The 25,491-nt window shown below is 40.3% G+C and carries 24 protein-coding genes; 12 read left to right on the top strand and 12 right to left on the bottom strand.

Going from position 1 to position 25,491, the window contains the following annotated elements; translation table 11 throughout:
* Window position 1: 1 nt before the first annotated feature.
* Window positions 2–364 carry a putative quinol monooxygenase gene (locus tag BuS5_RS09180; RefSeq protein ID WP_027354834.1) on the bottom strand — a complete coding sequence of 121 codons (363 nt, stop codon included), beginning with the start codon at window positions 362–364 and terminating at the stop codon, window positions 2–4.
* Between the two features lie 422 nt (window positions 365–786).
* On the opposite strand from BuS5_RS09180, the gene BuS5_RS09175 reads away from it, so the two are divergent.
* The 6 genes from BuS5_RS09175 to dsrP all read left to right on the top strand — a co-directional run bounded on the left by BuS5_RS09175 (window position 787) and on the right by dsrP (window position 6,525).
* The gene (locus BuS5_RS09175) at window positions 787–1,296 is read left to right on the top strand and encodes an RsbRD N-terminal domain-containing protein (protein WP_051375116.1); all 510 of its coding nucleotides are present in this window, start codon (window positions 787–789) and stop codon (window positions 1,294–1,296) included.
* A gap of 193 nt (window positions 1,297–1,489) precedes the next feature.
* Window positions 1,490–2,521 carry a sulfate reduction electron transfer complex DsrMKJOP subunit DsrM gene (dsrM, locus tag BuS5_RS09170; RefSeq protein WP_027354833.1) on the top strand — a complete coding sequence of 344 codons (1,032 nt, stop codon included), beginning with the start codon at window positions 1,490–1,492 and terminating at the stop codon, window positions 2,519–2,521.
* Window positions 2,518–4,146, top strand: coding sequence for a sulfate reduction electron transfer complex DsrMKJOP subunit DsrK (gene dsrK, locus BuS5_RS09165; RefSeq protein WP_027354832.1), 1,629 nt, complete (start codon window positions 2,518–2,520; stop codon window positions 4,144–4,146). Before dsrM ends, dsrK begins: the two co-directional genes overlap by 4 nt.
* The gene (gene dsrJ / locus BuS5_RS09160; protein ID WP_027354831.1) at window positions 4,139–4,537 is read left to right on the top strand and encodes a sulfate reduction electron transfer complex DsrMKJOP subunit DsrJ; all 399 of its coding nucleotides are present in this window, start codon (window positions 4,139–4,141) and stop codon (window positions 4,535–4,537) included. The genes dsrK and dsrJ overlap by 8 nt, the downstream gene beginning before the upstream one ends.
* Complete coding sequence (gene dsrO / locus BuS5_RS09155) at window positions 4,537–5,325, top strand: sulfate reduction electron transfer complex DsrMKJOP subunit DsrO (RefSeq protein ID WP_027354830.1); 789 nt, start codon at window positions 4,537–4,539, stop codon at window positions 5,323–5,325. Before dsrJ ends, dsrO begins: the two co-directional genes overlap by 1 nt.
* A 42-nt stretch (window positions 5,326–5,367) precedes the next feature.
* The gene (gene dsrP / locus BuS5_RS09150; RefSeq protein WP_027354829.1) at window positions 5,368–6,525 is read left to right on the top strand and encodes a sulfate reduction electron transfer complex DsrMKJOP subunit DsrP; all 1,158 of its coding nucleotides are present in this window, start codon (window positions 5,368–5,370) and stop codon (window positions 6,523–6,525) included.
* 312 nt (window positions 6,526–6,837) lie between these two features.
* Here the strand turns inward: dsrP and BuS5_RS09145 are convergent, their stop codons facing one another.
* Both BuS5_RS09145 and BuS5_RS09140 read right to left on the bottom strand, forming a co-directional pair.
* A complete protein-coding gene (locus tag BuS5_RS09145; RefSeq protein ID WP_274428155.1) occupies window positions 6,838–7,692 on the bottom strand; it encodes an IS1 family transposase in 855 nt (284 codons plus the stop codon).
* Window positions 7,693–7,826: 134 nt separating this feature from the next.
* Complete coding sequence (locus tag BuS5_RS09140) at window positions 7,827–8,132, bottom strand: hypothetical protein (protein WP_274427754.1); 306 nt, start codon at window positions 8,130–8,132, stop codon at window positions 7,827–7,829.
* 100 nt (window positions 8,133–8,232) lie between these two features.
* Here BuS5_RS09140 and BuS5_RS09135 point away from each other — a divergent pair, with 100 nt between their 5' ends.
* From BuS5_RS09135 to BuS5_RS09120, 4 genes are all read left to right on the top strand, one after another.
* Entirely contained in the window at window positions 8,233–8,640 is a 408-nt protein-coding gene (locus BuS5_RS09135) for a transposase (RefSeq protein WP_274428154.1), read from the top strand.
* Between the two features lie 52 nt (window positions 8,641–8,692).
* On the top strand, window positions 8,693–10,009 hold the full coding sequence (locus BuS5_RS09130; protein ID WP_274427662.1) for a transposase: 1,317 nt from the start codon (window positions 8,693–8,695) through the stop codon (window positions 10,007–10,009).
* A 180-nt stretch (window positions 10,010–10,189) separates the two neighbouring features.
* Entirely contained in the window at window positions 10,190–10,888 is a 699-nt protein-coding gene (locus tag BuS5_RS09125; RefSeq protein WP_274428153.1) for a transposase, read from the top strand.
* 115 nt (window positions 10,889–11,003) lie between these two features.
* A complete protein-coding gene (locus BuS5_RS09120) occupies window positions 11,004–11,636 on the top strand; it encodes a metal-dependent hydrolase (protein WP_027354786.1) in 633 nt (210 codons plus the stop codon).
* A gap of 469 nt (window positions 11,637–12,105) precedes the next feature.
* On the opposite strand, the gene BuS5_RS09115 is transcribed toward BuS5_RS09120, so the two are convergent.
* The 3 genes from BuS5_RS09115 to BuS5_RS09105 all read right to left on the bottom strand — a co-directional run bounded on the left by BuS5_RS09115 (window position 12,106) and on the right by BuS5_RS09105 (window position 14,948).
* Window positions 12,106–12,699, bottom strand: a complete 594-nt coding sequence (locus BuS5_RS09115; protein WP_084446230.1) for a type I restriction enzyme HsdR N-terminal domain-containing protein — start codon at window positions 12,697–12,699, stop codon at window positions 12,106–12,108.
* Window positions 12,700–12,862: 163 nt separating this feature from the next.
* A complete protein-coding gene (locus BuS5_RS09110; protein WP_027354784.1) occupies window positions 12,863–14,170 on the bottom strand; it encodes an NAD-binding protein in 1,308 nt (435 codons plus the stop codon).
* Window positions 14,171–14,366: 196 nt separating this feature from the next.
* A complete protein-coding gene (locus BuS5_RS09105) occupies window positions 14,367–14,948 on the bottom strand; it encodes a Uma2 family endonuclease (RefSeq protein WP_027354783.1) in 582 nt (193 codons plus the stop codon).
* Between the two features lie 606 nt (window positions 14,949–15,554).
* Between BuS5_RS09105 and BuS5_RS09100 the strand changes: the two genes are divergently transcribed.
* Window positions 15,555–16,652 carry an AAA family ATPase gene (locus tag BuS5_RS09100; protein WP_027354782.1) on the top strand — a complete coding sequence of 366 codons (1,098 nt, stop codon included), beginning with the start codon at window positions 15,555–15,557 and terminating at the stop codon, window positions 16,650–16,652.
* A complete protein-coding gene (locus BuS5_RS09095; protein ID WP_035266197.1) occupies window positions 16,645–17,349 on the top strand; it encodes a DUF4276 family protein in 705 nt (234 codons plus the stop codon). Before BuS5_RS09100 ends, BuS5_RS09095 begins: the two co-directional genes overlap by 8 nt.
* 61 nt (window positions 17,350–17,410) lie before the next feature.
* Here BuS5_RS09095 and glyS read toward each other — a convergent pair whose 3' ends face one another.
* From glyS to mgtE, 6 genes are all read right to left on the bottom strand, one after another.
* The gene (glyS, locus tag BuS5_RS09090) at window positions 17,411–19,501 is read right to left on the bottom strand and encodes a glycine--tRNA ligase subunit beta (protein ID WP_027354780.1); all 2,091 of its coding nucleotides are present in this window, start codon (window positions 19,499–19,501) and stop codon (window positions 17,411–17,413) included.
* Window positions 19,494–20,360 (bottom strand): glycine--tRNA ligase subunit alpha, encoded by an 867-nt coding sequence (locus BuS5_RS09085; protein ID WP_027354779.1) that lies wholly within the window; start codon window positions 20,358–20,360, stop codon window positions 19,494–19,496. Before BuS5_RS09085 ends, glyS begins: the two co-directional genes overlap by 8 nt.
* A gap of 11 nt (window positions 20,361–20,371) precedes the next feature.
* Window positions 20,372–21,430, bottom strand: a complete 1,059-nt coding sequence (locus tag BuS5_RS09080) for a GHMP family kinase ATP-binding protein (protein ID WP_027354778.1) — start codon at window positions 21,428–21,430, stop codon at window positions 20,372–20,374.
* Between the two features lie 368 nt (window positions 21,431–21,798).
* Complete coding sequence (locus tag BuS5_RS09075) at window positions 21,799–23,115, bottom strand: transposase (protein ID WP_274427662.1); 1,317 nt, start codon at window positions 23,113–23,115, stop codon at window positions 21,799–21,801.
* A gap of 244 nt (window positions 23,116–23,359) precedes the next feature.
* Window positions 23,360–24,109, bottom strand: a complete 750-nt coding sequence (gene recO, locus BuS5_RS09070) for a DNA repair protein RecO (RefSeq protein ID WP_051374781.1) — start codon at window positions 24,107–24,109, stop codon at window positions 23,360–23,362.
* 16 nt (window positions 24,110–24,125) lie between these two features.
* On the bottom strand, window positions 24,126–25,478 hold the full coding sequence (mgtE, locus tag BuS5_RS09065; protein ID WP_027353963.1) for a magnesium transporter: 1,353 nt from the start codon (window positions 25,476–25,478) through the stop codon (window positions 24,126–24,128).
* Window positions 25,479–25,491: the final 13 nt, after the last annotated feature.

The following is a 25,491-nucleotide window of genomic DNA, read 5'->3' as shown; positions in this document are numbered from 1 at the left end:
CCTAACGACGAAACCCATACTCCATCGTAAAAAACTGCGGCTTCAAGTCAGCCAGGGGTTCGCGGAGCTTGGCCAGTTCTTCTTCCGTGCTGTGAATTTCCAGACGGGTAATGTCGGCAATTTTAAGAACTTCTTCCAACAGAGAGCCCACATTTTCGAGATGAGTCAGCAGTCCTTCCGCATCAGCATAGCCTTCACGGCAATGAGCCTCGTATCCGTCAAAACTAAATCCATAATAAAGGCATTCAGGTTCCTTAAAGGTTTTTTGAATTAACTTTTCGCACAACTCCTTAAAAGCCTCAAGTTTGCCGTTCTGAATCTTGAAGTAGGGTACGATCGTACAGCATTTGTCTTGAGTTTCCATAGATTCCTCCTTGTTTACTCTATAGATTTCCACATAAATAATTTCACTGCGTTATCGGTCGTCGAAGTATTACAATACGCCTTCCTCCCTCCAGCCTTGTGCAATTAATTATCTAAAATCCATATAAACCGGAAACAGTCAGTCCCGGATACAATCTATCATCCTCAAACAAAAAAAACTATAAATGTCAAGCTATTTGTGCAGTAAGGGACGTTAGCAAAAACGCTGCCGTTTTTCATTTCTCCTTGACATAATTTCGCTTATTGCATATAAAAATAAATTAAATTTATTGTGCAATATTCAATTTTTATCCCCTTCCATCTCTATGGTATACAGGGGTATATAGGTTTCAAACAATTGATATAGATTGTCACATAAATAATTCCACTCAATCTATAGCTTAAGGAGTTGCTGATAAAACTATGTTAACTAATCTTTTGGAGCAGCACAAAGCTACAATTGTCGCCAAGTGGATTCAGATTGTAAAAGATTCATATTCATCCGAAACCGCTCGATTTCTTAAAGCACAAAATGATCCGTTTTCAAACCCGGTCGGCAATACCATTTCAACCGGTTTGGCCGCTTTGTTTGAACTTCTCCTCAAAGGAGCAGAACCGGATTCGGCAAGGTCACTTCTTGACCCGGTTCTGCGGATCAGAGCGATTCAAAGTTTTACACCCTCCCAGGCGACAAATTTTTTATTCTCCCTGAAAACAATTATAAAAGAGGTTTTAGGAAACGAAATTGTTAAAGATAAACAAAGCATGGATGATTGGTTCATATTAGAAACAAAAATTGATCAACTTATTCGGTTAGGCTTTGATATCTACATGGAATGTATAACAAAGCTGTATGAGATTAAAGCTACGGAAATGAAAAAAAGAACATTCAGCGCATTTGAAAGAGCTGGATTGGTGAAAGATAATACATAAAAAAGCCGGGTCCCCAATATAATTTAGATATAATTTTAGGTATAATTATTAATCGGGCTTTAAGGCACAAGATTTTTTTTACAATATTAAGTTATCCCGGCATCTTATGACAGGTCCTGAGTATGATTAGGTACTGAGGGCATTAAAAAAAATTCTTGATACTTTAAAAGCGCAGAAAGCGAGGTGTTGTTAAATGAACGGTAAATACTGGTTCTCCCTCATTGCAGTTGTCATTTTAATGCTGCTTGCATATGTGGGCGCCGAGGCCGGCGGGTTAGCGATATTTTTCGGAATCGTAATACCCTACCTGGCCGCAATAATTTTTATTGTTGGATTTATCCGGCGTATTTTGGGCTGGGCGAGCTCCGCCGTCCCTTTCCGCATTCCCACAACATGCGGTCAGCAAAAATCGCTTCCCTGGATAAAACAGAATAAAATAGACAACCCGAGTTCAACCCTGGGTGTTATTCTGCGAATGTTTTTTGAAATCTGCTGCTTTCGTTCATTATTCAGGAATACCAAAAATGAACTTTATAACGGATCAAAACTGACTTATTCTTGGGAAATATGGCTGTGGGTTGCAGCACTGGCATTTCATTATTCCTTCCTGGTTGTTATTATGAGGCATCTAAGATTTTTTCTTGACCCGGTTCCGGGCTGCGTTAAACTTATTGAATTTTTTGACGGATTTCTGCGCCTGGAATTTGTGGACACCTTTATACAGATCGGTTTGCCGGCAATAATGATCTCCGGTATAGTTCTCCTGGCAGCGGTTGTTTTCCTTTTTTTAAGACGTATTTTTATACCCCAGGTAAACTATATTTCCCTTGCCGCTGATTATTTTCCTCTTTTCCTGATTATGGGAATTGCCTGCAGCGGTATTTTTATGCGTTATTTTACCAAAGTCGATGTAATTGGAATCAAGGGATTCACAATGGGTTTAGTAAAATTTCACCCGGTAATTCCTGAAAGTGTCGGAGGTGTATTTTATATTCACCTGTTCCTGGTAAGTATTCTCCTGGCATATTTTCCCTTCAGCAAACTCATGCATGCCGGAGGAATATTCCTTAGCCCGACCAGAAACCTGGTAAATAATACCCGCGCCGTAAGACATGTAAACCCCTGGAACTATGATGTGCCCTTACACACATACGAAGAGTATGAGGATGAATTCAGGGAAAAAATGATAGAAGCCGGGCTCCCGGTAGAAAAGGAGTTAAAATGACAGATCTGAAACCTGATGAACTATTAGCAAAAATAGATCGAAATCCACCTGCTTCAGGATGGATGGATACACCGATTAATATCAAAAAGGGTATATACTGCTACGCTTCCAACCCTAAAAGTGTTGAATACGTCGGTCTTCCGAATGTCAGAAAATGGAATCCTCTCGAAGAAGACTGGAAACTGCCTGAAAATTGGCAGGAAATACTGCACAAGGGTTTTAGGGAGAGACTGGAAAGATTCCGCACATTTAAAATCTTTATGGATATATGTGTCAGGTGCGGAGCATGTGCTGATAAATGCCATTTTTTTATCGGAACCGGGGACCCAAAGAATATGCCGGTTCTGCGCGCAGAACTGCTTCGTTCCGTTTACAGGAATGACTTCACAACCTTTGGAAAGATTCTCGGCAAATTTGGAGGAGCCAGGAAGCTGACCCTGGATGTGCTGAAAGAGTGGTGGTACTATTTTTTCCAGTGTACTGAATGCCGGCGCTGCTCTGTTTTTTGTCCTTACGGCATAGACACTGCCGAAATTACTATTATGGGCCGGGAACTCCTGAACCTGATCGGCCTGAACATAGACTGGGTTGCAACTCCGGTTGCGAACTGTTACAGAACAGGCAACCATCTTGGAATTCAGCCACATGCGCTTAAGGGTATGTTCGATTTTTTTGTCGAAGATATCGAAGAGGTTACCGGTGTCCTGGTGGAGCCCCAGTTTAACAAAAAAGGGGCGGACATCCTCTTTATAACTCCCTCCGGAGATTACTTTGCCGATCCCGGAACCTATACATGTATGGGTTATATAATGCTCTTTCATTATCTGAAAGAAAAATACGGACTCGACGTTACCTGGAGCACCTATGCCTCAGAAGGCGGAAATTTCGGTTTTTTCACATCCCATGAAACCATGAAAAGACTCAACTCCAAAATGTATGCCGAAGCCAGGAGGCTGGGCGTTAAATGGATTCTTGGCGGCGAATGCGGGCATATGTGGCGGGTAGTTCATCAATATATGGACACCATGAACGGACCGGCAGACTTCATGGAAGAACCCGTTTCTCCTATTACGGGCACAAAATTCGAAAACGCAAAATCGACAAAAATGGTTCATATTGCCGAGTTTACGGCTGATTTGATCAAACACAACAAGCTCGAACTTGATAAAAACAGAAATGACCACCTGAAAGTTACTTTTCATGATTCCTGCAATCCAGCCAGGGGAATGGGGCTGCTGGATGAGCCCAGGTATGTTATTAATAATGTCTGCAATAATTTTTATGAAATGCCCCCAGGCACTATCAGGGAACAGACCTTCTGCTGCGGAAGCGGGGCAGGTCTTAATGCCGGAGAAAATATTGAATTAAGAATGGCAGGCGGTTTGCCAAGGGCTAACGCAGTTAAACATGTTCACGAAAAACATGGTGTAAACATGCTGGCCTGTATTTGTGCAATCGACAGGGCTGCATTTCCGGCGCTGATGGAGTACTGGGTGCCTGAAGTCGATGTAATCGGACTTCATGAAATGGTCGCCAATGCCTTGATCATGCCTGGAGAATCAAAGAGAACTACTGATTTACGCGGTGAACCGTTACTCGGAATGGAGGATGAAGCTGATGAATGATAAAAGTAAAATCGTCATCGGATTGATTATATTTCTTGCAATTATAACCTTCCCTTTTTGGTATAATATGGGGAAAGCTACTTCTGCGCCGGAACCCAAACTTTCGGATAAGGCCAAAGCCGCCAAAGTATGTGTGGAACCGAAGGAATATATGAAAGCCGAACATATGCATATTCTGGATAACTGGAGAAACGAAGTTGTGCGAAAAGGGAATAGAACCTACAAGAGCAGTACAGGAAAGGAGTATAATATCAGTCTTTCCAGCGGCGAAGAGTCATGCCTCGGATGCCATACCGACAAGGCTGAATTTTGCGACAAATGTCATGATTATGCTTCGGTTAACCCTTATTGCTGGGATTGTCATATTGATCCTAAGGAGGAGAAGAAGTAATGAAAAACAGCAGAAGAAGCTTCTTGAAGATAGCCGGAGTTTCAGCCTTGGGACTTGTGATTAAGCCGGTTTTTAATACATTCGCATCATCGGAAGAGCATGCTGAGCATCTCAAACCAGATTTTTCAAAAAAGAACAATGCCCTTACGGGAAAAAGATGGGGCATGGTAATAGATACACGTAAATTTCAATCAGAAGAGGATCTTAAACCGATCATAGATGCCTGCAACTCAATCCACAATATTCCTGATCTCAAAGTTAAAAACCATGAGATCAAGTGGATCTGGGAGGATGAATACGAACATGCCTTTACCGACTCGGAAAATGAATATGTTAATGAGAGGGTGAAACACCTCCCATTTCTGGTACTTTGCAACCACTGTGATGACCCTCCCTGTGTAAGGGCCTGCCCCACCAAGGCGACCTTTAAACGCGAGGACGGAATAGTGCTGATGGACTTTCACAGGTGCATAGGCTGCAGGTTCTGTATGGCGGCATGTCCCTACGGATCACGGAGCTTTAATTTTAGAGATCCACGACCCGGCATAGAACATCAAAACCCTGATTACCCAACCAGGACGAAAGGTGTTGTAGAAAAGTGTAATTTCTGTGCCGAGAGGCTGGCTGTGGGAAAAATGCCCAAGTGTGTGGAAGTATCAAACGGCGCCATTGCTTTCGGCGATCTTGATGATCCGGACTCAACCGTCAGAAAATTATTAAAAGAAAATTATACGATAAGACGCAAGCCCAGCTTGGGCACACATCCGTCTGTATTTTATATTGTATAGGATAATTAATTTAAATTTATAACTAAAGCTAAAGAGGTGGTTATGCTTGAAAATGCTTTAAAAGGAAACAAGGGGTACTGGACATTAATAATAGTGCTGCTTGTCATAATGGGCGTAGCGGGACTCTGTTATCTTAAACAGTTCACCTTCGGCCTTGGAATAACAGGCATGAGCCGTGATGTTTCATGGGGATTTTATATTGCCCAGTTTACCTTTCTCGTTGGAGTCGCAGCCGGAGGAGTTATGGTTGCTCTTCCCTATTATCTTCATAATTATAAAGCTTTCGGAAAAATTACTATTTTAGGTGAGTTTTTGGCTATTGCGTCGGTTTCCATGTGTCTTCTGTTTATTCTTGCCGATCTCGGGCAAGTTCAGAGAGCACTGAATGTTCTCCTGCACCCTACTCCCCACTCTGTTCTATTCTGGGACATGATAGTCTTAAATGGATACCTGTTTTTAAATATAATTGTGGGGTGGAACGTCCTTGAGGCTGAAAGGAATTCAGTTCCGCCCCCACAATGGATAAAACCCTTTATATACATATCCATTCCCTGGGCTTTTGGAATCCATACGGTAACGGCATATCTTTTCTGTGGTCTGCCTGGCAGGCACTATTGGTTAACCGCTATACTGGCGCCGAGATTTCTGGCCTCCGCGTTTGCAGCAGGCCCGTCGCTGCTGCTCCTATTATGCTTCATAATAAGAAAGGTAACAAATTTTGATCCTGGCAAACAGGCGATTCAAGCACTTGCCAAGATTATCACATACGCGATCATCGCCAATGTCTTCTTTTTTCTTTGCGAAGTCTTTGTTGCTTTTTACAGTAACATACCCGGCCATACCGTCCATCTGAAATATCTTTTTGTCGGTCTGCACGGACACGGAGTCCTTGTGCCATGGATGTGGGCATCGGTTATCTTCATGACTGTGGCAATTATCCTTCTTGTAAATCCTGTTACCCGCCAGAATGAGTCTATTCTGATGGTATCCTGCATCTTGATCTTTATCGGCACCTGGATTGACAAGGGACTCGGAATGATTTCCGGCGGATTTGTTCCGTCACCGTTGCATCATGTAAATGAATATGTTCCCACGATTCTTGAGATAATAATCTCCTTGGGCGTATGGGCGACGGGTTTCTTTATATTAACTATTCTTTTCAAAATCGCAATTTCCGTAGAACAGGAAGTTGAAGCCTGAGCCTGAAACCTGAACAAAAAAAAAGGATTCATCCTTTTCCGGATGAATCCTTTTATTTTGGGCTACAAACTTAAAGCGAAGGAAATTCAGGTAGTCCCTACAAAACAATGCAGGTTCGAAAAATCAGCTACTTAAAAGGTGTTGGGACTGTAATGAGATATCTCCAGTTTAGTGGAGAATTCGTAAGTCCCATCTGCATTGCCGGTGTATTATGGTTATACTTTTTTATAAATTTCTCGTTTTCATTGTTAATTCGTATTCGTAAGCTCTTATGAAATTGTATGTAATTATAGTTGAATAAGTTAATCCACATTACATTACATTACTAAAATTCAGCTTGTTCTTGCAATACCCCAGGGTTTTTCTCTGAAGATAGGAGATATGTTGCCTTAGGGTAAGGTTCAGTCTCTCAATAAATGAGGTGTTTTGGCTTTTTCCGGGGAAATCTTTTACAGTACCTTTCACAAAATATTTTTTAACTGTTACAAGCCGACGCTTTATTCGGCGCTTAACAATTTGCAGGTAAGCATAAGGAATCTCAGGCATAATGTTTTCGAGCGCATTTTTGTAAGCCGCTAATTTATCTGTAGCGACCTTTAATATATTATCTTTTCCCCATTTGCCCAACTTTTTAACGCCCTTTACTAAACGGTTTGCAGTGTAAGTTGTTCTTGAACCCAACTCGAAACCGATCCAGAATTTTGTTGTTGATTCAAGAGCGATAAAAACCCATAATTGTTGACTTTTATTTTTAAGGTAAGACCATAGTTCATCCATTTGGAGAAATACAATGGTAAGTCCGATAGTAAAACAAAGAAATAGGTGAAATTGCTGGCCTTTTTGTCCAATAGCTTTTTGCCATTGTTCAATTGTCCTTCGATCTTTTTGAAGTACATCGGCAATTGCATCAGTGCCAAGGCCGTAAGAGTTTAGCTTTGCCGTTTGATCATACTCTTTAAAGCTGCCATGCTTTCCAAAAAGATCGGAATATCCTGTTTCTGAGAATCTATGTTTGCCACCATTGCAGTAAAACATTTGTCTTGGCTCAAAATCGGATTTTGTTATGTAAACTCCATCCTTGGTGATTTTGTTCTCGGTTGATTGATAACATTTGCAGCTTTTCCTGGGACAAAAAAGTGTTAGGGCTGTATTTGCTGTATTTTGCATGATTGCGATCCTTTGAATAGAGTTTTAACCGTGCTCTACAAAATATATTGCTTTTAGTCTATAGCTGGGGTGTCCAAAAACTCAGTTTTGTGGCTACTTTTTTTGCTCAACTTTTGGCCCTATCATGAGTGCGATTAATATCTTGGCACATTGTTGGGGTCATGAAATGCAGCATTAAAATTATCTTCCCCAACCAAATCCCGGCATTCTTTGCACTCCTGCCATATCCCTGAATGGCTGTTATTGTAATGAAAATGACAGAGACTCTCGTGCTCGTGATGATATTGGCAATAATCTCCACCTTTTATAGATGCAAAAGAAGTGTCACAGCAAATCCATTGATCACAACATTTTGTTTTTATTAAAGAAACAGAATCGTTTCCACAAAAGCTACAATGTTTGCCAGGGATTATTTTTGCTTGCAATCTATCATATGTCATTCAGGCACCTTCAATATTTTCAGTAAAATTTGGGGACAAGTATAGGGACGTCTATGATATTATGCTTTACTTAGAAATAATTATATAATACATCTTAAACATGGCACGAAAAGCGAGAATAGATGCACCTGGAGCACTGCATCATATAATTGTCAGGGGGATAGAACGTAAGAAAATTTTCAGATCAGATTATGATCGGAGAAACTTTTTAAATCGGCTCAATAATTTGATTCCTGAAACACAAACCGAGTGTTTTGCATGGGTATTGATTCCAAACCACGTCCACTTATTATTAAAAACCGGATTGATTCCGGTTTCTGTGTTAATGAGTCGTTTGCTCACCGGATACGCGGTATGGTTCAATAAGAAATACTCTCGCCACGGTCAACTTTTTCAAAACAGGTACAAGTCGATTTTATGCCAGGAAGATATATATCTAGTATCTGCTGAATTTCTTTTTTATGAAAGAAATGCTTTGCTATCCATAGCAGTATATGCCATTTTTTAAATTGCAGCTAAATGGTATTTTAAGCACTCTAAAAAGGATAGGAGGTATTCTGATGATAAAAAATACTTTTGAAGAAGTTCTTTCTGATGAATGGGTGAAAGCAAATATAACCAATCCAGTTCAGGAATTGGTTATTATCCGTGGGATAATTCCATGGCAAAAAATGATTACAAAGTTGTGTAAATTTTATAACACCAGTCAGGGTGCTTTTGGAAAATCTCTCAGGATGATGACAGCGATTTTGATTTGTATAAAATACTATCAATTAAGTGATAGGCAAATGGTTAAGCATATAAAAGAAAACCACTATATTCAATATTTTTGTAACATCACAAATGAGGAATTGCAAACATGCCTGGATCCGAGTTCTATATGTGTATTTCGAAAACGTATAGGTGAAGAAGGTGTTGAAATTATAGAAAAAGAAGTTTTTGAGGTTCTACGCAAAGCTGGGATAATACAGGGTGATAATGCTATGATAGATTCAAGCGTATTGAAAAATAACGTTATCTATCCAAATGATGTACATTTAATTTTTAAAGCTTTTGACAAAATGAAACAATTTGCCGTTTTGCATCAAATCTCCTTGTGGTGGGACAATAATGAAGTAAAAAAATTATGGCGAGAATTTTTTTTGAACAAAAAACAAAACCGTTTGGAATGGTTACTCAAATTTAATATATTATTTATTCCTGCTCTAAAAATATTTGATAAAAAAGTTGAATCATTAAAGACCACAAAGAAAAAACAAATAAAAGCTGACAATATGTTTGCTATTCTTACTATTCTTGAAGCACAAACCTTAGAAAAACTCGAAGGTAAAAAACAGATAAAAAACCGGATTGTATCCATTGATGAACCGGATGCCCGCCCGATTGTAAAAGGAAAAGAGCATCCGAAGTGTGAATTCGGCACAACAATGGAAATGACTTTCAATAGGGAAGGATTCATGATTACCATTGAAAATTTTATCGGTAATCCAAATGATAAAACGCTTTTTGCTGGAACACTCGAACAGTTCAAAAAACGGATGAAAGGCGAACCGGAAAATATTATTACCGACCTTGGTTACAGAAGCAATGGTAATTTTAAAATTGCAGACAATATCAGTAACGTTTTTTTGGGGCGTAAAAAAGATGTATCCGAAGAAAAACAGAGTTTTTGCTGTAAAGCCCGTTCAGCAACAGAAGGTTTCATAGCTATTGCAAAAAATATTAGAGGTTTTGGATGCAGTCTTTATAGAGGATTTGAAGGAGACCGTATATGGTCATTGCTTTGTCAAACCGCTTATAATCTTAAAAAGTTTATTCAGCTTCTAATGGGAGAAAAGATTGAAGAAAAAAAACTGATGAAACTCGGGCTGGCATAAGCCGAACAAGGATTTTATCAAAAATAGTTGATTTTAAAAAATATGCGGATAGGAGAGGTGCGTCTATAGGTGTTAACAATTTGCCGTTTTTTACCAAAATTCAATTAAAATACCACAAATGAGCTTAAAATTTTAGATTAAAATTCTCTATGATTAATATATGAACAATGCTGATATACTATGTTATTATCGAAATTCAGCGGATACTATCTAAAGGAATTGGTGCGTTATATCCACTTAAACCCGTTGAGGGCGGGTCTTGTGGAAGATATGAAAAGCCTGGATAAATATAAGTGGTGCGGTCACAGTGTTCTGATGAATAAAGCCAGTGAGGAATGGCAGAATATCGATTATGTTTATAAACTGTTTTCCGGCAAAAAAAGATTGACAAAAAAAGGGTATCGAGCGTTTATTGAAAAAGGTATAAGCGCAGGTAAACGGCAGGATCTTACCGATGGTGGATTATTAAGGAGTATAGGCGGCTGGTCGGTTCTCAAAGATTTTCGCAAAGCAGGCATACGTGTTAAGGGAGATGAACGCATTTTAGGTGACAGTGATTTTGTTGAAAATGTTTTAAAGGCCGCCGAAGAAGAATTTGAGCAGAAATATGAATTAAGAGCCAAAGGTTATGATTTCAATCGGGTAATACAGCGGGTTGCCGAAGTGATGGGCATGGAGATTGAGCAGGTAACGGCTTTCGGGAAATCACCGCCAACAGTTAAAGCGCGAAGTCTTTTATGTTTTTGGGCTCATCGAAAACTCGGCATGACAACCATTGAAATTAGAAAAAAGCTGGATATATGCCAATCAGCGGTAAGTCGTTCATCCATAAGAGGTGAAAAAATTGAAAGAGAAAACAGATTTGAGTTGATAGGGTAAAAACGCATAATATCATAGACGTCCCCATGCCCAGGACAAATCACTTGGCCGTTTACAGGTACCGGAATTAATCGGTAGGGGTGATGTTGTTTTGACAGTATATAGGTAATTGATTATGGCACAGTTCAAGACACATCTTGCAGGCGGGATGGTTGCTGGAGCCGGCGTATCGGTACTTGGTCTTTTCACTTATGGGCTCAACCTGACCCAGGCCTGTGCCGTATTCGTTATAGGCTCTGTGGGGGGGGTATTGCCCGATCTCGACAGTGACTCCGGCAAGCCCCTATCACTGTTGTTCGAACTTATATCCGTTCTAATACCTGCTCTGCTTTTTATGAGTTTCGTACGTCAGGAATGGATTTCGCCTGAATTTTTGGTATGCTACTTCACTTTTTCCTACCTCTTTATTAATTATGTTGCCTGTACCGTAATAAAAAGGCTTACAGTACACCGTGGTATAATGCATAGCGTGCCGTTCGCGCTGTTTTGCGGCGGCATCGGATATCTCCTTTTTGCTTCGTCAGGAAAGGTAATAGCTACTATTGCGGGACTGGCTGTGCTTGCCGGGTGCCTAACACACCTCGTGCTTGACGAGCTAAATTCATTCACCTTGAAGTTTGGCTTCATACCGTGGCTGAAAAGATCCTCGGGCACGGCCCTTAAACTGAAATCCAATTCATTGGCAACAAATTTACTTGTTTATTGTTTAATTATTATCGTGGCCATCGCAATATTTTTTGTTTCTTAGGGCTCTGGAATATGGAATTGGCAGGGGTTTTCATAATAACCTTTATCGTGCTGATGCTGATCGTACTGATAATTAGAGTAACCAAATTTGTACTAAAGGTAGGAGTAGCTGCATCCTTTATTGCCCTGATTCTATTCCTTATATTTAAATTTTTCACTTGAATAATTAAGAGGTGCGCTATAAAAAAATCAGTTTGTTGACTGGCATTCTTCAGCAAGCTCAAAAAGTAGTTTATAGTTTTAGTGTTTCTCGCTTTCTCGTTTACATGTTACAGCATGGAAACCAGGCAAGAACCAAAATCTAAAAAGTGTAAACCAGGGAATCAAGGCTGCCTGTTTACTTTGCTTTTATTGATTGTCCATAGGGGACGTCCATTTGTAATTCAGTAATTATTCAATCATTTGAAGTAGTAAAACAAATATAAAACAGACACGCAATATCAAGTTATTTATTTACAAATGGACGTCCCCTATTCCCCTGTTCCTGGGGGCAGAGGCATACTGCAGGTAAAATCATCACATTCTTTTTGGGTAAGAACGTCAAAAACATAGAGGATTCTCCGCTCCTTATCCAGTCGCTCTTCGGAAATTTTATTAAATTCAGTATTGGAAATTATCTTCCGGGCATCCTCTTTGGACGGTATGACATCAACTCCCCTTGCGATTATACGGCCGGATTTTGTTTCCATTATTTCCGCGTCTTCGCCGTTTGTTATTATGGCAACAGGTACCTCATAATCTTCAACAAGCCTGGCGGCCGCAATGGTTGAACGTTCCCTGCTCACCAGGGAACCTGGGCCGAAAATGATTATGCCAAATACCCTATTAGCGATTTTCAATAAAAAATCGACCCGGGAGATTCCCATCTTACCGTCCACAACCAAATGAATATTCCGCCGGACTTCGATCTCCTCTTTGGCGTAGCCCTTATCCTCTACCAGGATACGTGCAATCTTCTGGCGAATCCGTTCATCAAGTGTATCAGCCAGAGTCTCTTCGGTTATAAAGTCTTCCAACTTCCCTAATATAAGGTGATGCGCTGCCATACCTGCAATCCTTTTCATTAACTATGCATATCTATAGATTTTAACATAAATAATTTCACTGCGTTATCGGTCGTCGAAGTAGAGACGCAAAATTTTGCGTCTCTACAACCTCTGGCCTTGTGCCCAATTTTAAAATCGGGTAATTATCTGAAAATATATACTCGAGTAGAAAGGTTTCAACTTAAACCTCAAGCACTTCTATAACTTTTTCTATAACTTCAGAGGCTTCAGCACTTTTGACAACCACAGCATCTGCCCCTGCTTCAATAGCTCTTTTTCTGGTCATGGAATCTTTGTCAGCAGTAAAAAGAACTATTTTCATATTTTTAAGTTCATCAAACCCACGAATTTTTTTACAAACCTCTATGCCGGAAAAAACAGGGAGCATAACATCTATCACTGCAACTGGTGGTTTTTCTTTAATAATCAGCTCCAGGGCATCACGTCCGTTAACTGCAGTCAGTGGATAAAAACCGGCTTTTTGAAAAAGACGATTATAAAGACTCAGTATCACAGGATTATCATCCACAATAACTATCTTTCTCTGTCCAAGGGGTTGTTGGAACAGATGGTCAACATAATCTTTTTTTCCACTAATTACTAAAATAGAATCTTCAACCTCAATGACGGTTCCATGACCAGGCAGAATAGAATCTTTACCATGCCTGCGAATACCGATAATTTCACTGCACATTTGCTTTGAAACAGCCTCTATTGTCTCGCCAGTCATCTCCGAACCTTCTACAATATCAATCCATTCAAACGAAACATCATTTTGCTTGCACAACTTATCCAATGACTTGAAATTACCTTTAATTTCAAGCATATTATTTGCAATCTGTTTTCCTGCATTTATAAAAGGAGAGATTACGCTATCAGCGCCTGCACGTAAAATTTTTTTCTCAGAAGATGAATCTTCAGCTCGTGCAATGATATGAAGGGTTGGATTAAGTTCGCGTGCACTAAGAGCTATAAAAAGATTGCCTGGATCTGAATTAAGCAAAGCGATAAGGCCTTTTGATGTCTTGATTTTAGCTGCAAGGAGAAACTTTTCCCGCGTAGCATCTCCTTCAATAAACAGATAACCCTGTTGCCTTATCTTTTCACAATGTTCACGGTCTGACTCAATTATAATAAAATCAGTAAGTGCATTTTTAAAAATCTCAGCAGCTGCCGCGCCAACTCTGCCAAAACCACAAATAATAAAATGAGACTTCAATGCCGATATCTTCTTTTTTATTTTATTTTTCTCCAACTTATCACCCCAGACTTTTTCAAGCATGGTTTCTACAAAAGTATGCCCGGCAAATGCAAAGCTTGCAAAACCTGCCAGTATCAAAAAAGAAGTGAATACGCGACCTAAATCTGATAAAGGCTTAATTTCACCATAACCAACAGTCGTAATTGTAATAATAGACATATAAATGCCGTCAAACAGGCTATAATCTTCTATCAACATATAGCCTGCCGTGCCAATGGCAATAATCATCAGGCACAACAACACCGCAATTAAAGATTTCTGTTGTAAAAATATTTTGTCATTTTTAGGCTTTCGCGAAACTGCTCCCTTTCGCCAAATTTAAAATTGCAGGCTCAAATTTTAATAGAAATAAAAAAAAAGGGGGAGGAGTGGGAGACGGGGACGAAACAACTTCCACAAGCAGGCATCATAAACGTCCTGTCCCTCACCTACGCCATACCTCGGATAAATCTATATTCAGCCCATCAAGAATCCTGCTTTCAAGGGTATCATTTTCAGTCAGATATTCCGGCTTCCAATATTTTACTCCCTCAAGGTGGTATATCATGACATACTTTGCATCAGGATTAACAATCCAATATTCTTTGACGCAATGTTTTTCATAAAGCAGCAGTTTTTCGGTCTGATCTTTATATGATGTAGAGGGGGACAATATCTCGACCGTAATATCCGGCGCGCCAAGGCATCCTCGTTTATCAAGCTTGTTTTGGTCACATACGACAATAATATCCGGCTGCACAACGGTTTCTATCTCTTCATCAAGCGCATCTTCAGTCTCTGCAAGTCGCACATCAAAAGGAGCAAAATAAACTTCACATTCCTTGCCGGATAAAAAATTATATATTTTAGCAAAAATAATTGCAGACACTCTTTGATGCTCTCTCGAAGGCGCAGGAGACATACCATAGACCACGCCTTCTATTATTTCCAACCTCTCATCATCAGGCCAGGAAAGATAATCCGCATAACTAAATTTTTCATTTAACTTTTTAGCTAATGGGGCCATTTTTTTACCTCGTTTGTGCGATGTTTCGGCCTGTTACTGCAAGACAGTGTCCCCGAGCGTGCCGTATAGATTGTCACATAAATAATTTCACTGCGTTATCGGTCGTCGGAGTATTACAATACGCCTTCCTCCCTCTGGCCTTGTGAAATTTATTATCTGACAATCTATATCATCCCTGTTGTGTTTTATTCAGATTCATACTTGAAAGTAAGAATGCCTTGTGCCATATTGCTTAGAAACGGAAACGGAATAACTCCTTGATAATAGTCTTTGTTCCCTACAAGTAATTTACCACTCTGATTTTACAAGGTCAACGAGGTTGTTTACTTTTTTTGATGGTTAATCAAGGTCTGCCACGACGTCACAGAAAAAATAATTTTTACAATTGACTAAAAGAACTACTGGGGCCTTTGCAATTTACCTTGACCGGATATTGCCTTCACTTTTCGATAACTGGTGGAAAGATAAGAACACATTAGTGCCTTGGGTTTCAAACTAACGATAGAGCCAATTCCATATCTGCCGGCCCGAATTATATAGTTTTAAATTTTATTTTTTTTATAAGGTGGATCAATTTTAGTTATAAAAAAACAAAACGGTGTGATTATGGGCAAAGCCTTGGATAAATTGACGATAAAAGGATTCAAATCAATCAAGTTTCTTGAAAACTTTGAACTGACGAATCTTAATGTTCTCATCGGCAGTAATGGAGCTGGGAAAAGCAATTTTATAGACTTTTTCCGCATGATTTCCGCCATGATGAAACTTGACGGACTTAAAGAATTCATTGCCGGGAATGCAGATGTATATCTTTTCGCCGGCCCAAAAGAAACGAAAAGAATCACTGTCAAAATGATTTTTAGTCAAAATGGATATAATTTTGAACTAGCTCCAACGGAAGAAGGATTTTTTCTGATTAACAATGAGCAAAGGCATTATTTTCCAGGGAAAACAACCAGAAATTTGGGAAGCGGCAATTTCAATCCGCAACTATTGTTCGATAAAGAGAGTACGGGGTTCAAGTCGCCCCTTAGCGCTTCATGGTATACCTACAAGGCTATATGCTCCTGGAAAATTTATCATTTTCATGACACCACTAAAGAATCGGGAATACGCCGCTACCATGATATGGGACATAAAGAAGCTCTATTCACAGATGCCTCTAATATTGCACCATTCTTATTTCGTCTGAAAAAAGACTATTTTGGAGACTATCAAAGAATCATAGAAACTGTTCAATTGGTTCTTCCTTTTTTTGACGATTTTATACTCGAATTCAATACACAGGAAATGTTACGTCTGGATTGGAGGCAAAAAGGTCTGCAGGACTATCCGATGCGGCCAGGTCAATTATCCGACGGAGCTATACGGTTTATTTGCCTGACAACCGCTTTGTTACAACCTGAGCCGCCATCAACGATCATTATTGATGAGCCGGAATTGGGCTTACACCCTTACGCAATTGAAATCCTGGCGGAGCTTTTACGGGCGGCATCAAAGCGTATGCAGGTAATAGTTTCAACCCAGTCACCGTCACTCGTCGATTGTTTTGATTCTCAGGATGTTGTTGTCGTGAATCGCAGGGATGGAGCGTCTGATTTTGAACGATTGAACCCGGATGCACTTTCTTCATGGCTGAAAGATTATACACTGGGTGACCTCTGGCGAAAAAATATTATTTCCGGAGGCCCTTCTCATGAATAATGTTGAAATTTATATCGTTGTCGAGGGGCAAACGGAGCAGACTTTTGTGCGTCATATCCTTGCACCGGATATGGCAGGTAAAGGTTTTTTTCTTCACGCGGCGTTAATCGGCAAACCAGGGCACAAGGGGGGCAATATCATCTTTGATCGGGCAACAATTGATATTGGTAATTTTTTAAAGGAACGTTCTGATATATATGTATCGACCATGTTTGATTATTTTAGAATCGATGATAATTGGCCGGGACGAGATTTCGTCATACAACAAATTAAAAGCGGGGCTACTCTTTCCGCTGCTGAAAAAGCAAATGCTTTGGAAAACGCGACACTAACCAGGATCAAAAAATTATTCCCGAACTGCAATGCTGAAGGCCGTTTTGTCCCATATATCGAAATGCATGAATTTGAGGCGTTATTATTCAGTAACCCTGATATCCTTGCACAAAAACTTGAGATCGAAGTGGACAAAGTTAACAACATCCTTGCTGAGTATAATGGACCGGAAGAAATCAATGATGATCCCTTAAAGGCGCCATCTAAACGACTTGAAGCACTTAACTCTACCTATCGAAAAGTAGCTATGGGCAAAATAATTGCCGATTCAATCGGGATTAAAAAAATGCGGAATCAATGTCCGCATTTTAATGATTGGCTAACAAGGATGGAAAAGCTGTCGCACGGGGGCGCAAATAGATAAACGAAAATGCTGTGATGCATACTTGTGGAAGTTATTTTGTCCCCGCTCCTTATTACCTGGTTTACGTTGAAATTCTGGAAAAGTCAGCAAAGTTATTAAAGAGTTCGGCAATTTTTCCTAATAACGCGAGTCTGTTGTTGCGAATCTTCAGGTCGTCAGACATTACCAGGACTTCATCAAAAAAAACATCCACAGGAACACGCATTAATGCGATTTCATGCAATGCCTTATCATAAATCCCTTTATTAATATAATCATTAATCCGGCCGGCACTCTGATTCAATGCGTTATAAAGGGATCTCTCGCATTCATCCTGGAACAGAGATTGATCCACATCGCCCAGGCCGGAATCAGCCTCCAATCCGGCCGACTTTTTAATTATATTGACTACCCTTTTGAATGCCGTTGCAATAGGCTCAAAATCGGGTTCTTTTTTAAGATCTTCCAGTGCCCGCACCCTGTCAAGAACATCCGGAACTATATCCGACGATACACTTACTATTGCAGCGACTGTGTCCTTTGAGAATCCTTCTTCAAGAAGAATATTTGTCATACGACTCGTTAAAAATGAAACAATTTTGCCGGATGTTTTTTGAAGCGGCTGTGTGCTTTTATCCTGAAAAAAGGAGAGGCTCTGATTAATAATTTTTTTCAAAGAAAAAGAGAAATTATTCTTAAGCATTATCTGGATAATACCTATTCCCTGGCGTCTCAAGGCATAAGGATCGGAAGCTCCGGTGGGGAGAAGATTGACGCAAAAACATCCACAAATTGAATCTATCTTCTCAGCTATGCCAAGTATCGATCCTGTCAGTGACTCGGGCAGTGGCCCCCCTGAATAGGCAGGCTTGTAATGTTCTTCAATGGCAGCGGCAACGTTTTCATTCTCTCCGGCCTCAAGCGCGTAAACCCGGCCCATAATCCCTTGAAGTTTGGGAAACTCAACCACAATATGGGTGACAAGGTCTGTTTTGCAGAGTTGAGCAGCCCTGGAAACATCATTTTTTGTATCTGCATCCACTTCAAGAAGATCTGCTATGAATTCAGCAACATTTTTAACCCTTTCAACCTTTTCGTATACAGAACCGAGCCTGGCCTGAAAAAGAACCCCCTTTAACTTGTCTATCCATACGTCAAAAGAAGATTCCAGATCTGCCCTGTAAAAAAACATGGCATCTTCAAGGCGGGAACGAAGCACCCTTTCATGTCCTTTCGATACCAGCTCCATATCTTTTGCTTTTGTATTGTTCACTGCAATAAAACATGGCATAAGGTTGTTGTTCTGATCCACAACGCTGAAATATTTCTGATGTTCACGCATGGACGTTATCAGAACTATGTCCGGAAGTTCGAGAAACTTTGTGTCGAATCTTCCTGCGACAACAGCCGGATATTCAACAAGATTTGTGACAATATCCACCAGTTCGGAATCACTGAAAATTGAACCGCCAAGCTCTGCGGCGGTTTCTTTAATCTCTTTTTCTATAATCGCCTTGCGCTCATCAATCTTTGCAAATACCGATGCTGTGCGTAAAGCATTGATATATTCGGCAGAATCATTAATCCTGATTTTGCCGGGATGCATAAAACGGTGTCCGAAAACATATCTGCCGCTTTTAATACCGCCCAAAGTAAAGGAAATCATATTTTCCCCGAACAGAGCCATAATCGATTGTATAGGCCTGGCAAACAGAACATCCAGATCCGCCCATTTCATCGTTTTAGGAAACGTAATCGCAAGAATTGATTCGGGGAGGATGCTTTTGAGAAGAATCCTTGTTTGAAGGCCGCTATTTTTTTTTTCAGCAGATAAGTATTCACCTTTTTTTGTCTTTTTCAGCTTAAGCTGTTCAACAGGAATTCCTGCTTTTTGCGCAAATTTTTCTGCAGCAATTGTCGGTTTGCCATTTTCATCAAAACCTATCCGTGCCGGAGGCCCTGTGATTTCGGTTACCAGTGATTCCTGTTTTTCAGCCACATCGGCTATTTCTATTGCAAGTCTTTTCGGTGTTCCGAATACCCTGACAGTACCAAATTCAATTCTGGATCCGGTTAATTTTTCCGAAAGTATTGTGGAAAGAGACTTAAGGGCAGGCTCAATATATCCGGCCGGAATTTCTTCGGTTCCTATTTCAAGTAATAAACTATTCATCTTGATCCTTTCCCCTGGCTTCCTTCCGGCCGAGATATACTTTTGCGCAGGCCCTGGCAATTTTTCGTATCCTTGCTATATAACCTGTTCTTTCGGTCACGCTGATTGCGCCGCGGGCATCTAGGATATTAAAAGTGTGAGAGCATTTAAGGCAATATTCATAAGCAGGTATAGCCAGCGACTCCTTTATGATTCTTGCAGCTTCAGCTTCATATTTATTGAAAAGTTCGAGGAGCATATTCACATCCGCCTGTTCAAAATTATAGGTGGACTGTTCGACCTCCTGCTGGTGAAACACATCCCTATAGGTTGTTGAGTCGTTCCACTGCAAATCAAAAACATTGTCTATACCCTGGAGATACATGGAAATACGTTCCAGGCCATAAGTAATCTCCACTGATATAGGGCTTAGCTCTATGCTTCCGGCTTGTTGAAAATATGTAAACTGGGTTATTTCCATTCCGTCCAGCCATACTTCCCAGCCCAGACCGGAGGCCCCCAGGGTGGGAGATTCCCAGTCATCTTCAACAAATCTTATATCATGCTCCAGTGAATCTATGCCCAGGGTTTTAAGGCTCTGCAAATATAATTTTTGAACATCCATCGGAGAAGGTTTAAGTATTACCTGGAACTGGTAATAATGCTGCAGCCTGTTCGGATTTTCACCGTATCTGCCGTCAGTCGGGCGTCGTGATGGCTGCACATAGGCCGTTTTCCACGGTTCCGGGCCCAATACCCGTAACAGGGTGGCCGGATGAAAAGTTCCGGCGCCCACCTCTATATCATAAGGCTGCAAAAGTACGCACCCCTTACGTGCCCAAAATTTCTGTAACGATAATATAACATCTTGAAAATACATATTATTCATATTTATCCAATCACTTCTAATCCTTTTGAATCTATTCCGAAATCGAGGAGGCAGGCATCTTTTAGAGTTGTCAGTATACTACTCCAGATACTGCCAAGCCTGTTTATTTTATCCGCTTCGCCCAAGGCCCAGACGCATCCTCCGCCCCCGGCGCCTGTAAATCTTGCTCCGCATCCGTTTTCCATGGCCGCATTAACAAGCCTTTTACCCATGTCATCAAGCACATCGGGTGTCATTCGGGCCCTGATTGCAGTCTCCCTGTTCATCACTTCAGCGGCTTCATTGAATTTTCTGTTTTTAAACAAGGATCCAAACCTGTCCGTACACTCTATTATTTCAGCCCAAAGATCACGATTATTTCCTGATAAAAAACCTTCCACCCACCTGCTGTTAATGTTCTTTGATTCATGCGGCATGCCGCAATAAGCAAGCAGAATATTATTCTTCAAAGATTTATGCTCCACCCCGGGCAATATGGTCTCTTTATTAAAAAGAGGCTCCTTGCATTCCCGCTGCCAGCGCCAGGTATTAATCCCGCCGTAAGCTGCTGCAAGCTGATCCTGAAGCCCGCACGGCACCCCTGCCACACTCTCCTCCAGGGCATGGGCGAGAATCGCTGTTTCATCTTTGGCAAGCGCGTCCCCTCCCCTTTTTGCAAATGCATTTGAAAAAGCCGCAACAAGAGCAACCGCCGCAGAAGATGACCCCCCAAGGGCACTGCGCGGCGGTGATGAGGAATCGATTATAATATGAACATTTTCAGCCCTGAAATATGCCGCAACCGCAAACATCAGTCCCAATGGATGATTAAAAGGCGCTTTGTCAACCGGATATTCAGCGCTTTCAAATCCACGTGAAGATATTCTTACTACATTCTTTTTTAACGGCATAAGCTTTACGCTGGTTCGCAAATTGATTGCAATATTAAATGTACATGGAGACAGGTGCCTGAGAGGGTAATAAAAAGTACTGATATCAAGGGTTCCGCCCAGATCTATCCGGCAGGGAGCCGATGCTTCCATTACCCCGAATTCCAGTATTTCCATCAAACTGCCGGTCATATTATGCCTCTATTACGAACTATTGCAAACCTATAACTGCTCATGGTTAAAATGATTTCGTCACCCTATTCGTGAAAATAATTAGCCACCCGCTCGCTATGCTCGCTCGACCCACACAAACTCACACGGACAAAACACCATATTTGCCGGTGCACTAATTAGTATCCGCTGAATTTCGATAATAACATAGTATATCAGCATTGTTCATATATTAATCATAGAGAATTTTAATCTAAAATTTTAAGCTCATTTGTGGTATTTTAATTGAATTTTGGTAAAAAACGGCAAATTGTTAACACCTATAGACGCACCTCTCCTATCCGCATATTTTTTAAAATCAACTATTTTTGATAAAATCCTTGTTCGGCTTATGCCAGCCCGAGTTTCATCAGTTTTTTTTCTTCAATCTTTTCTCCCATTAGAAGCTGAATAAACTTTTTAAGATTATAAGCGGTTTGACAAAGCAATGACCATATACGGTCTCCTTCAAATCCTCTATAAAGACTGCATCCAAAACCTCTAATATTTTTTGCAATAGCTATGAAACCTTCTGTTGCTGAACGGGCTTTACAGCAAAAACTCTGTTTTTCTTCGGATACATCTTTTTTACGCCCCAAAAAAACGTTACTGATATTGTCTGCAATTTTAAAATTACCATTGCTTCTGTAACCAAGGTCGGTAATAATATTTTCCGGTTCGCCTTTCATCCGTTTTTTGAACTGTTCGAGTGTTCCAGCAAAAAGCGTTTTATCATTTGGATTACCGATAAAATTTTCAATGGTAATCATGAATCCTTCCCTATTGAAAGTCATTTCCATTGTTGTGCCGAATTCACACTTCGGATGCTCTTTTCCTTTTACAATCGGGCGGGCATCCGGTTCATCAATGGATACAATCCGGTTTTTTATCTGTTTTTTACCTTCGAGTTTTTCTAAGGTTTGTGCTTCAAGAATAGTAAGAATAGCAAACATATTGTCAGCTTTTATTTGTTTTTTCTTTGTGGTCTTTAATGATTCAACTTTTTTATCAAATATTTTTAGAGCAGGAATAAATAATATATTAAATTTGAGTAACCATTCCAAACGGTTTTGTTTTTTGTTCAAAAAAAATTCTCGCCATAATTTTTTTACTTCATTATTGTCCCACCACAAGGAGATTTGATGCAAAACGGCAAATTGTTTCATTTTGTCAAAAGCTTTAAAAATTAAATGTACATCATTTGGATAGATAACGTTATTTTTCAATACGCTTGAATCTATCATAGCATTATCACCCTGTATTATCCCAGCTTTGCGTAGAACCTCAAAAACTTCTTTTTCTATAATTTCAACACCTTCTTCACCTATACGTTTTCGAAATACACATATAGAACTCGGATCCAGGCATGTTTGCAATTCCTCATTTGTGATGTTACAAAAATATTGAATATAGTGGTTTTCTTTTATATGCTTAACCATTTGCCTATCACTTAATTGATAGTATTTTATACAAATCAAAATCGCTGTCATCATCCTGAGAGATTTTCCAAAAGCACCCTGACTGGTGTTATAAAATTTACACAACTTTGTAATCATTTTTTGCCATGGAATTATCCCACGGATAATAACCAATTCCTGAACTGGATTGGTTATATTTGCTTTCACCCATTCATCAGAAAGAACTTCTTCAAAAGTATTTTTTATCATCAGAATACCTCCTATCCTTTTTAGAGTGCTTAAAATACCATTTAGCTGCAATTTAAAAAATGGCATATACTGCTATGGATAGCAAAGCATTTCTTTCATAAAAAAGAAATTCAGCAGATACTAATTAACCAATAAATTATCGACGACCTTTGAGCGTACTGCCACATGTCGGCAGAGCAAGATGTTTGTGTGCGTCTGTGGCTAATAGAAGTAGTTGCCTCAGGTCGGTAGCCAATGCGAACCCTCAGCGTATCTGTTTTAGAAAATTCAAACTCTTCAACTCTTTGCCAAGATGATATTGTACAAAGGATTCGAGAAACAGGAGTCCTTCTTTCATGGATCCTGATGCGATTCTGATTCTTGCTGCTGTTGCCAGATCCTTATGTTCCATCCAAAGGAGCTGTTTGATTGTACCCCTGGCAAGCTTTAAGCTTTTGCCTGATGTTTTACCGCATCGACCGCACAGAATGCCGCCACTTGCAAGATCACAAGTAAATTCATCCTCTTTGGTTTGATCTATTCCTGTATTGCAGATACTGCAGCGCGACAAATTCGGCAGCAGCCCTGATATTAACATAAACCTCAACTGAAAAAGAATCGAAAGTGCGGCATCAGGAATAATCCCGGCATCAAGTTCGCACAAAACATACTGGAAAAGGAAAAAGATTTCTTTCTGAACAGCGCCTTCCTCAATCCATTTATTGATCAATTCCGCCCAGTAACTTGCATAAGCCGTCTTTGTTATATCCTTTCTTATTTCACTGAACGGCTTTATAAGTGAGGCTTCCTGCAGAACGGGGAGGCTTTTTTTGCGCCCCCTGCTATAGACTATATCCAGAACAGAAAATAATTCCAGCATACCGCCGAATCTTTTGACGCTTTTTTTTGCTGATTTTGCGATTAAAGAAATCTTACCGCTTTTTAGAGAGAAAAAAGTAATAATAAGATCATAATCGCCAAAATCAATTCGGCGCAGCAAAATAGCTGATGTCATCAAACTCGGCATCCCTTCAAATACCAAGAAGACGGGTTGCGATATAAAGATAAAAAAAAACACTTATGAAATCAATTGAGGATGTTACAAAAGGACCTGTTGCAACGGCAGGATCTATGTTGATCCTTACGAACAACATAGGCATTATGGAACCCATAAGAGAGGCTATGGACATGGAACTTAGGGTTCCCAGTCCAGCGGATAAGGCTACCGCTGCCGTGTTATATCTGAATTGGGCAACAGTGCCTATAAGGACCCCGTAACCTGTACCGAGAATCAATCCTATAACCAATTCCTTGGAAACTACGGCCCAAACATCTCTTACATTGAAACGGCCTGTCGCGAGACCGCGAACCACAATAGTTGATGACTGGATGCCGACGTTGCCTCCCATACCCATGATAACCGGAATAAAAGCCGCAAGATATGCCACCTGGCTTAAACTGGCCTCAAAACTACCGATAACGATGGAGGCTATTACTCCGCCCAGGCAGCTTGCAAAGAGCCACGGCAGTCGTTTGCGGGTGCTTCTGATTACAGATTGTGTCTCTACGAATTCTTCACCTACTCCCGCCATTTTCAGGATATCTTCAGTTGCTTCCTCCCGGAAAATATCAATTACATCATCCACTGTAACGATACCTGCCAGCTTGTTGGTTTCATCCACAACAGGCACCGCCAGAATATCATATCGGGCGACTATTTTTGCAACCTCCTCCTGGTCTGTATCAGTAGTTACAGAGAAAACTTCAGTGGTCATGAATTCCTTTAACGGAGTTTCAGGAGGAACAACAACAAGCTGCCTCAAGGAACAGACACCCATAAGATTCCCGTATTCATCCACAACATAAAGATAAAAAGGCATCTCAACATCCATATGTTCCTTTTGTAATGACCTGATTGCCTTTTCTGCCGTTGTATCATCCTTTAAAGCAATGAAATCGGTAACCATGATACCACCGGCTGTATCATCTTCATAATTCAGCAGCTCTTCGACTTCATCAGAATCCTCGTTTTTCATTTTTTCGAGGAGTATTGCAGCCTGTTCCTCCGGAAGCCGTCCTATCAAGTCCGCAGCATCATCCGACGCCATGCATTCAAGCACTTTAACAAAACTCTCAATCTCCAGGCCTTCGCTCAAAGCAAGAAAATCATTCTCATCGAGCTGGCTTAAAAGAATCCCCTTCTGTTCCGTATCCTCAATTAAATTAAAAATAATATGCTGCTGGTTTACGGAAAGTGAACGAAACAGCATAGAAAGATCCGCGCCATGGGTCTTATTTGCTATCTTGCGCAGATGTATTACGGCATCACGTCTAAGCAGTCTCTTGACGCTCTTCAGCAATATATTGTGTCTATCATTTTTCATAAAAAAACGTACC

It is taken from the genome of Desulfosarcina sp. BuS5 (assembly GCF_028752835.1).
Classification (GTDB): Bacteria; Desulfobacterota; Desulfobacteria; order Desulfobacterales; family BuS5; genus BuS5.
The sequence above is the reverse complement of the archived record's forward strand: the minus strand, read 5'-3'. Positions and strand labels throughout refer to the sequence as shown.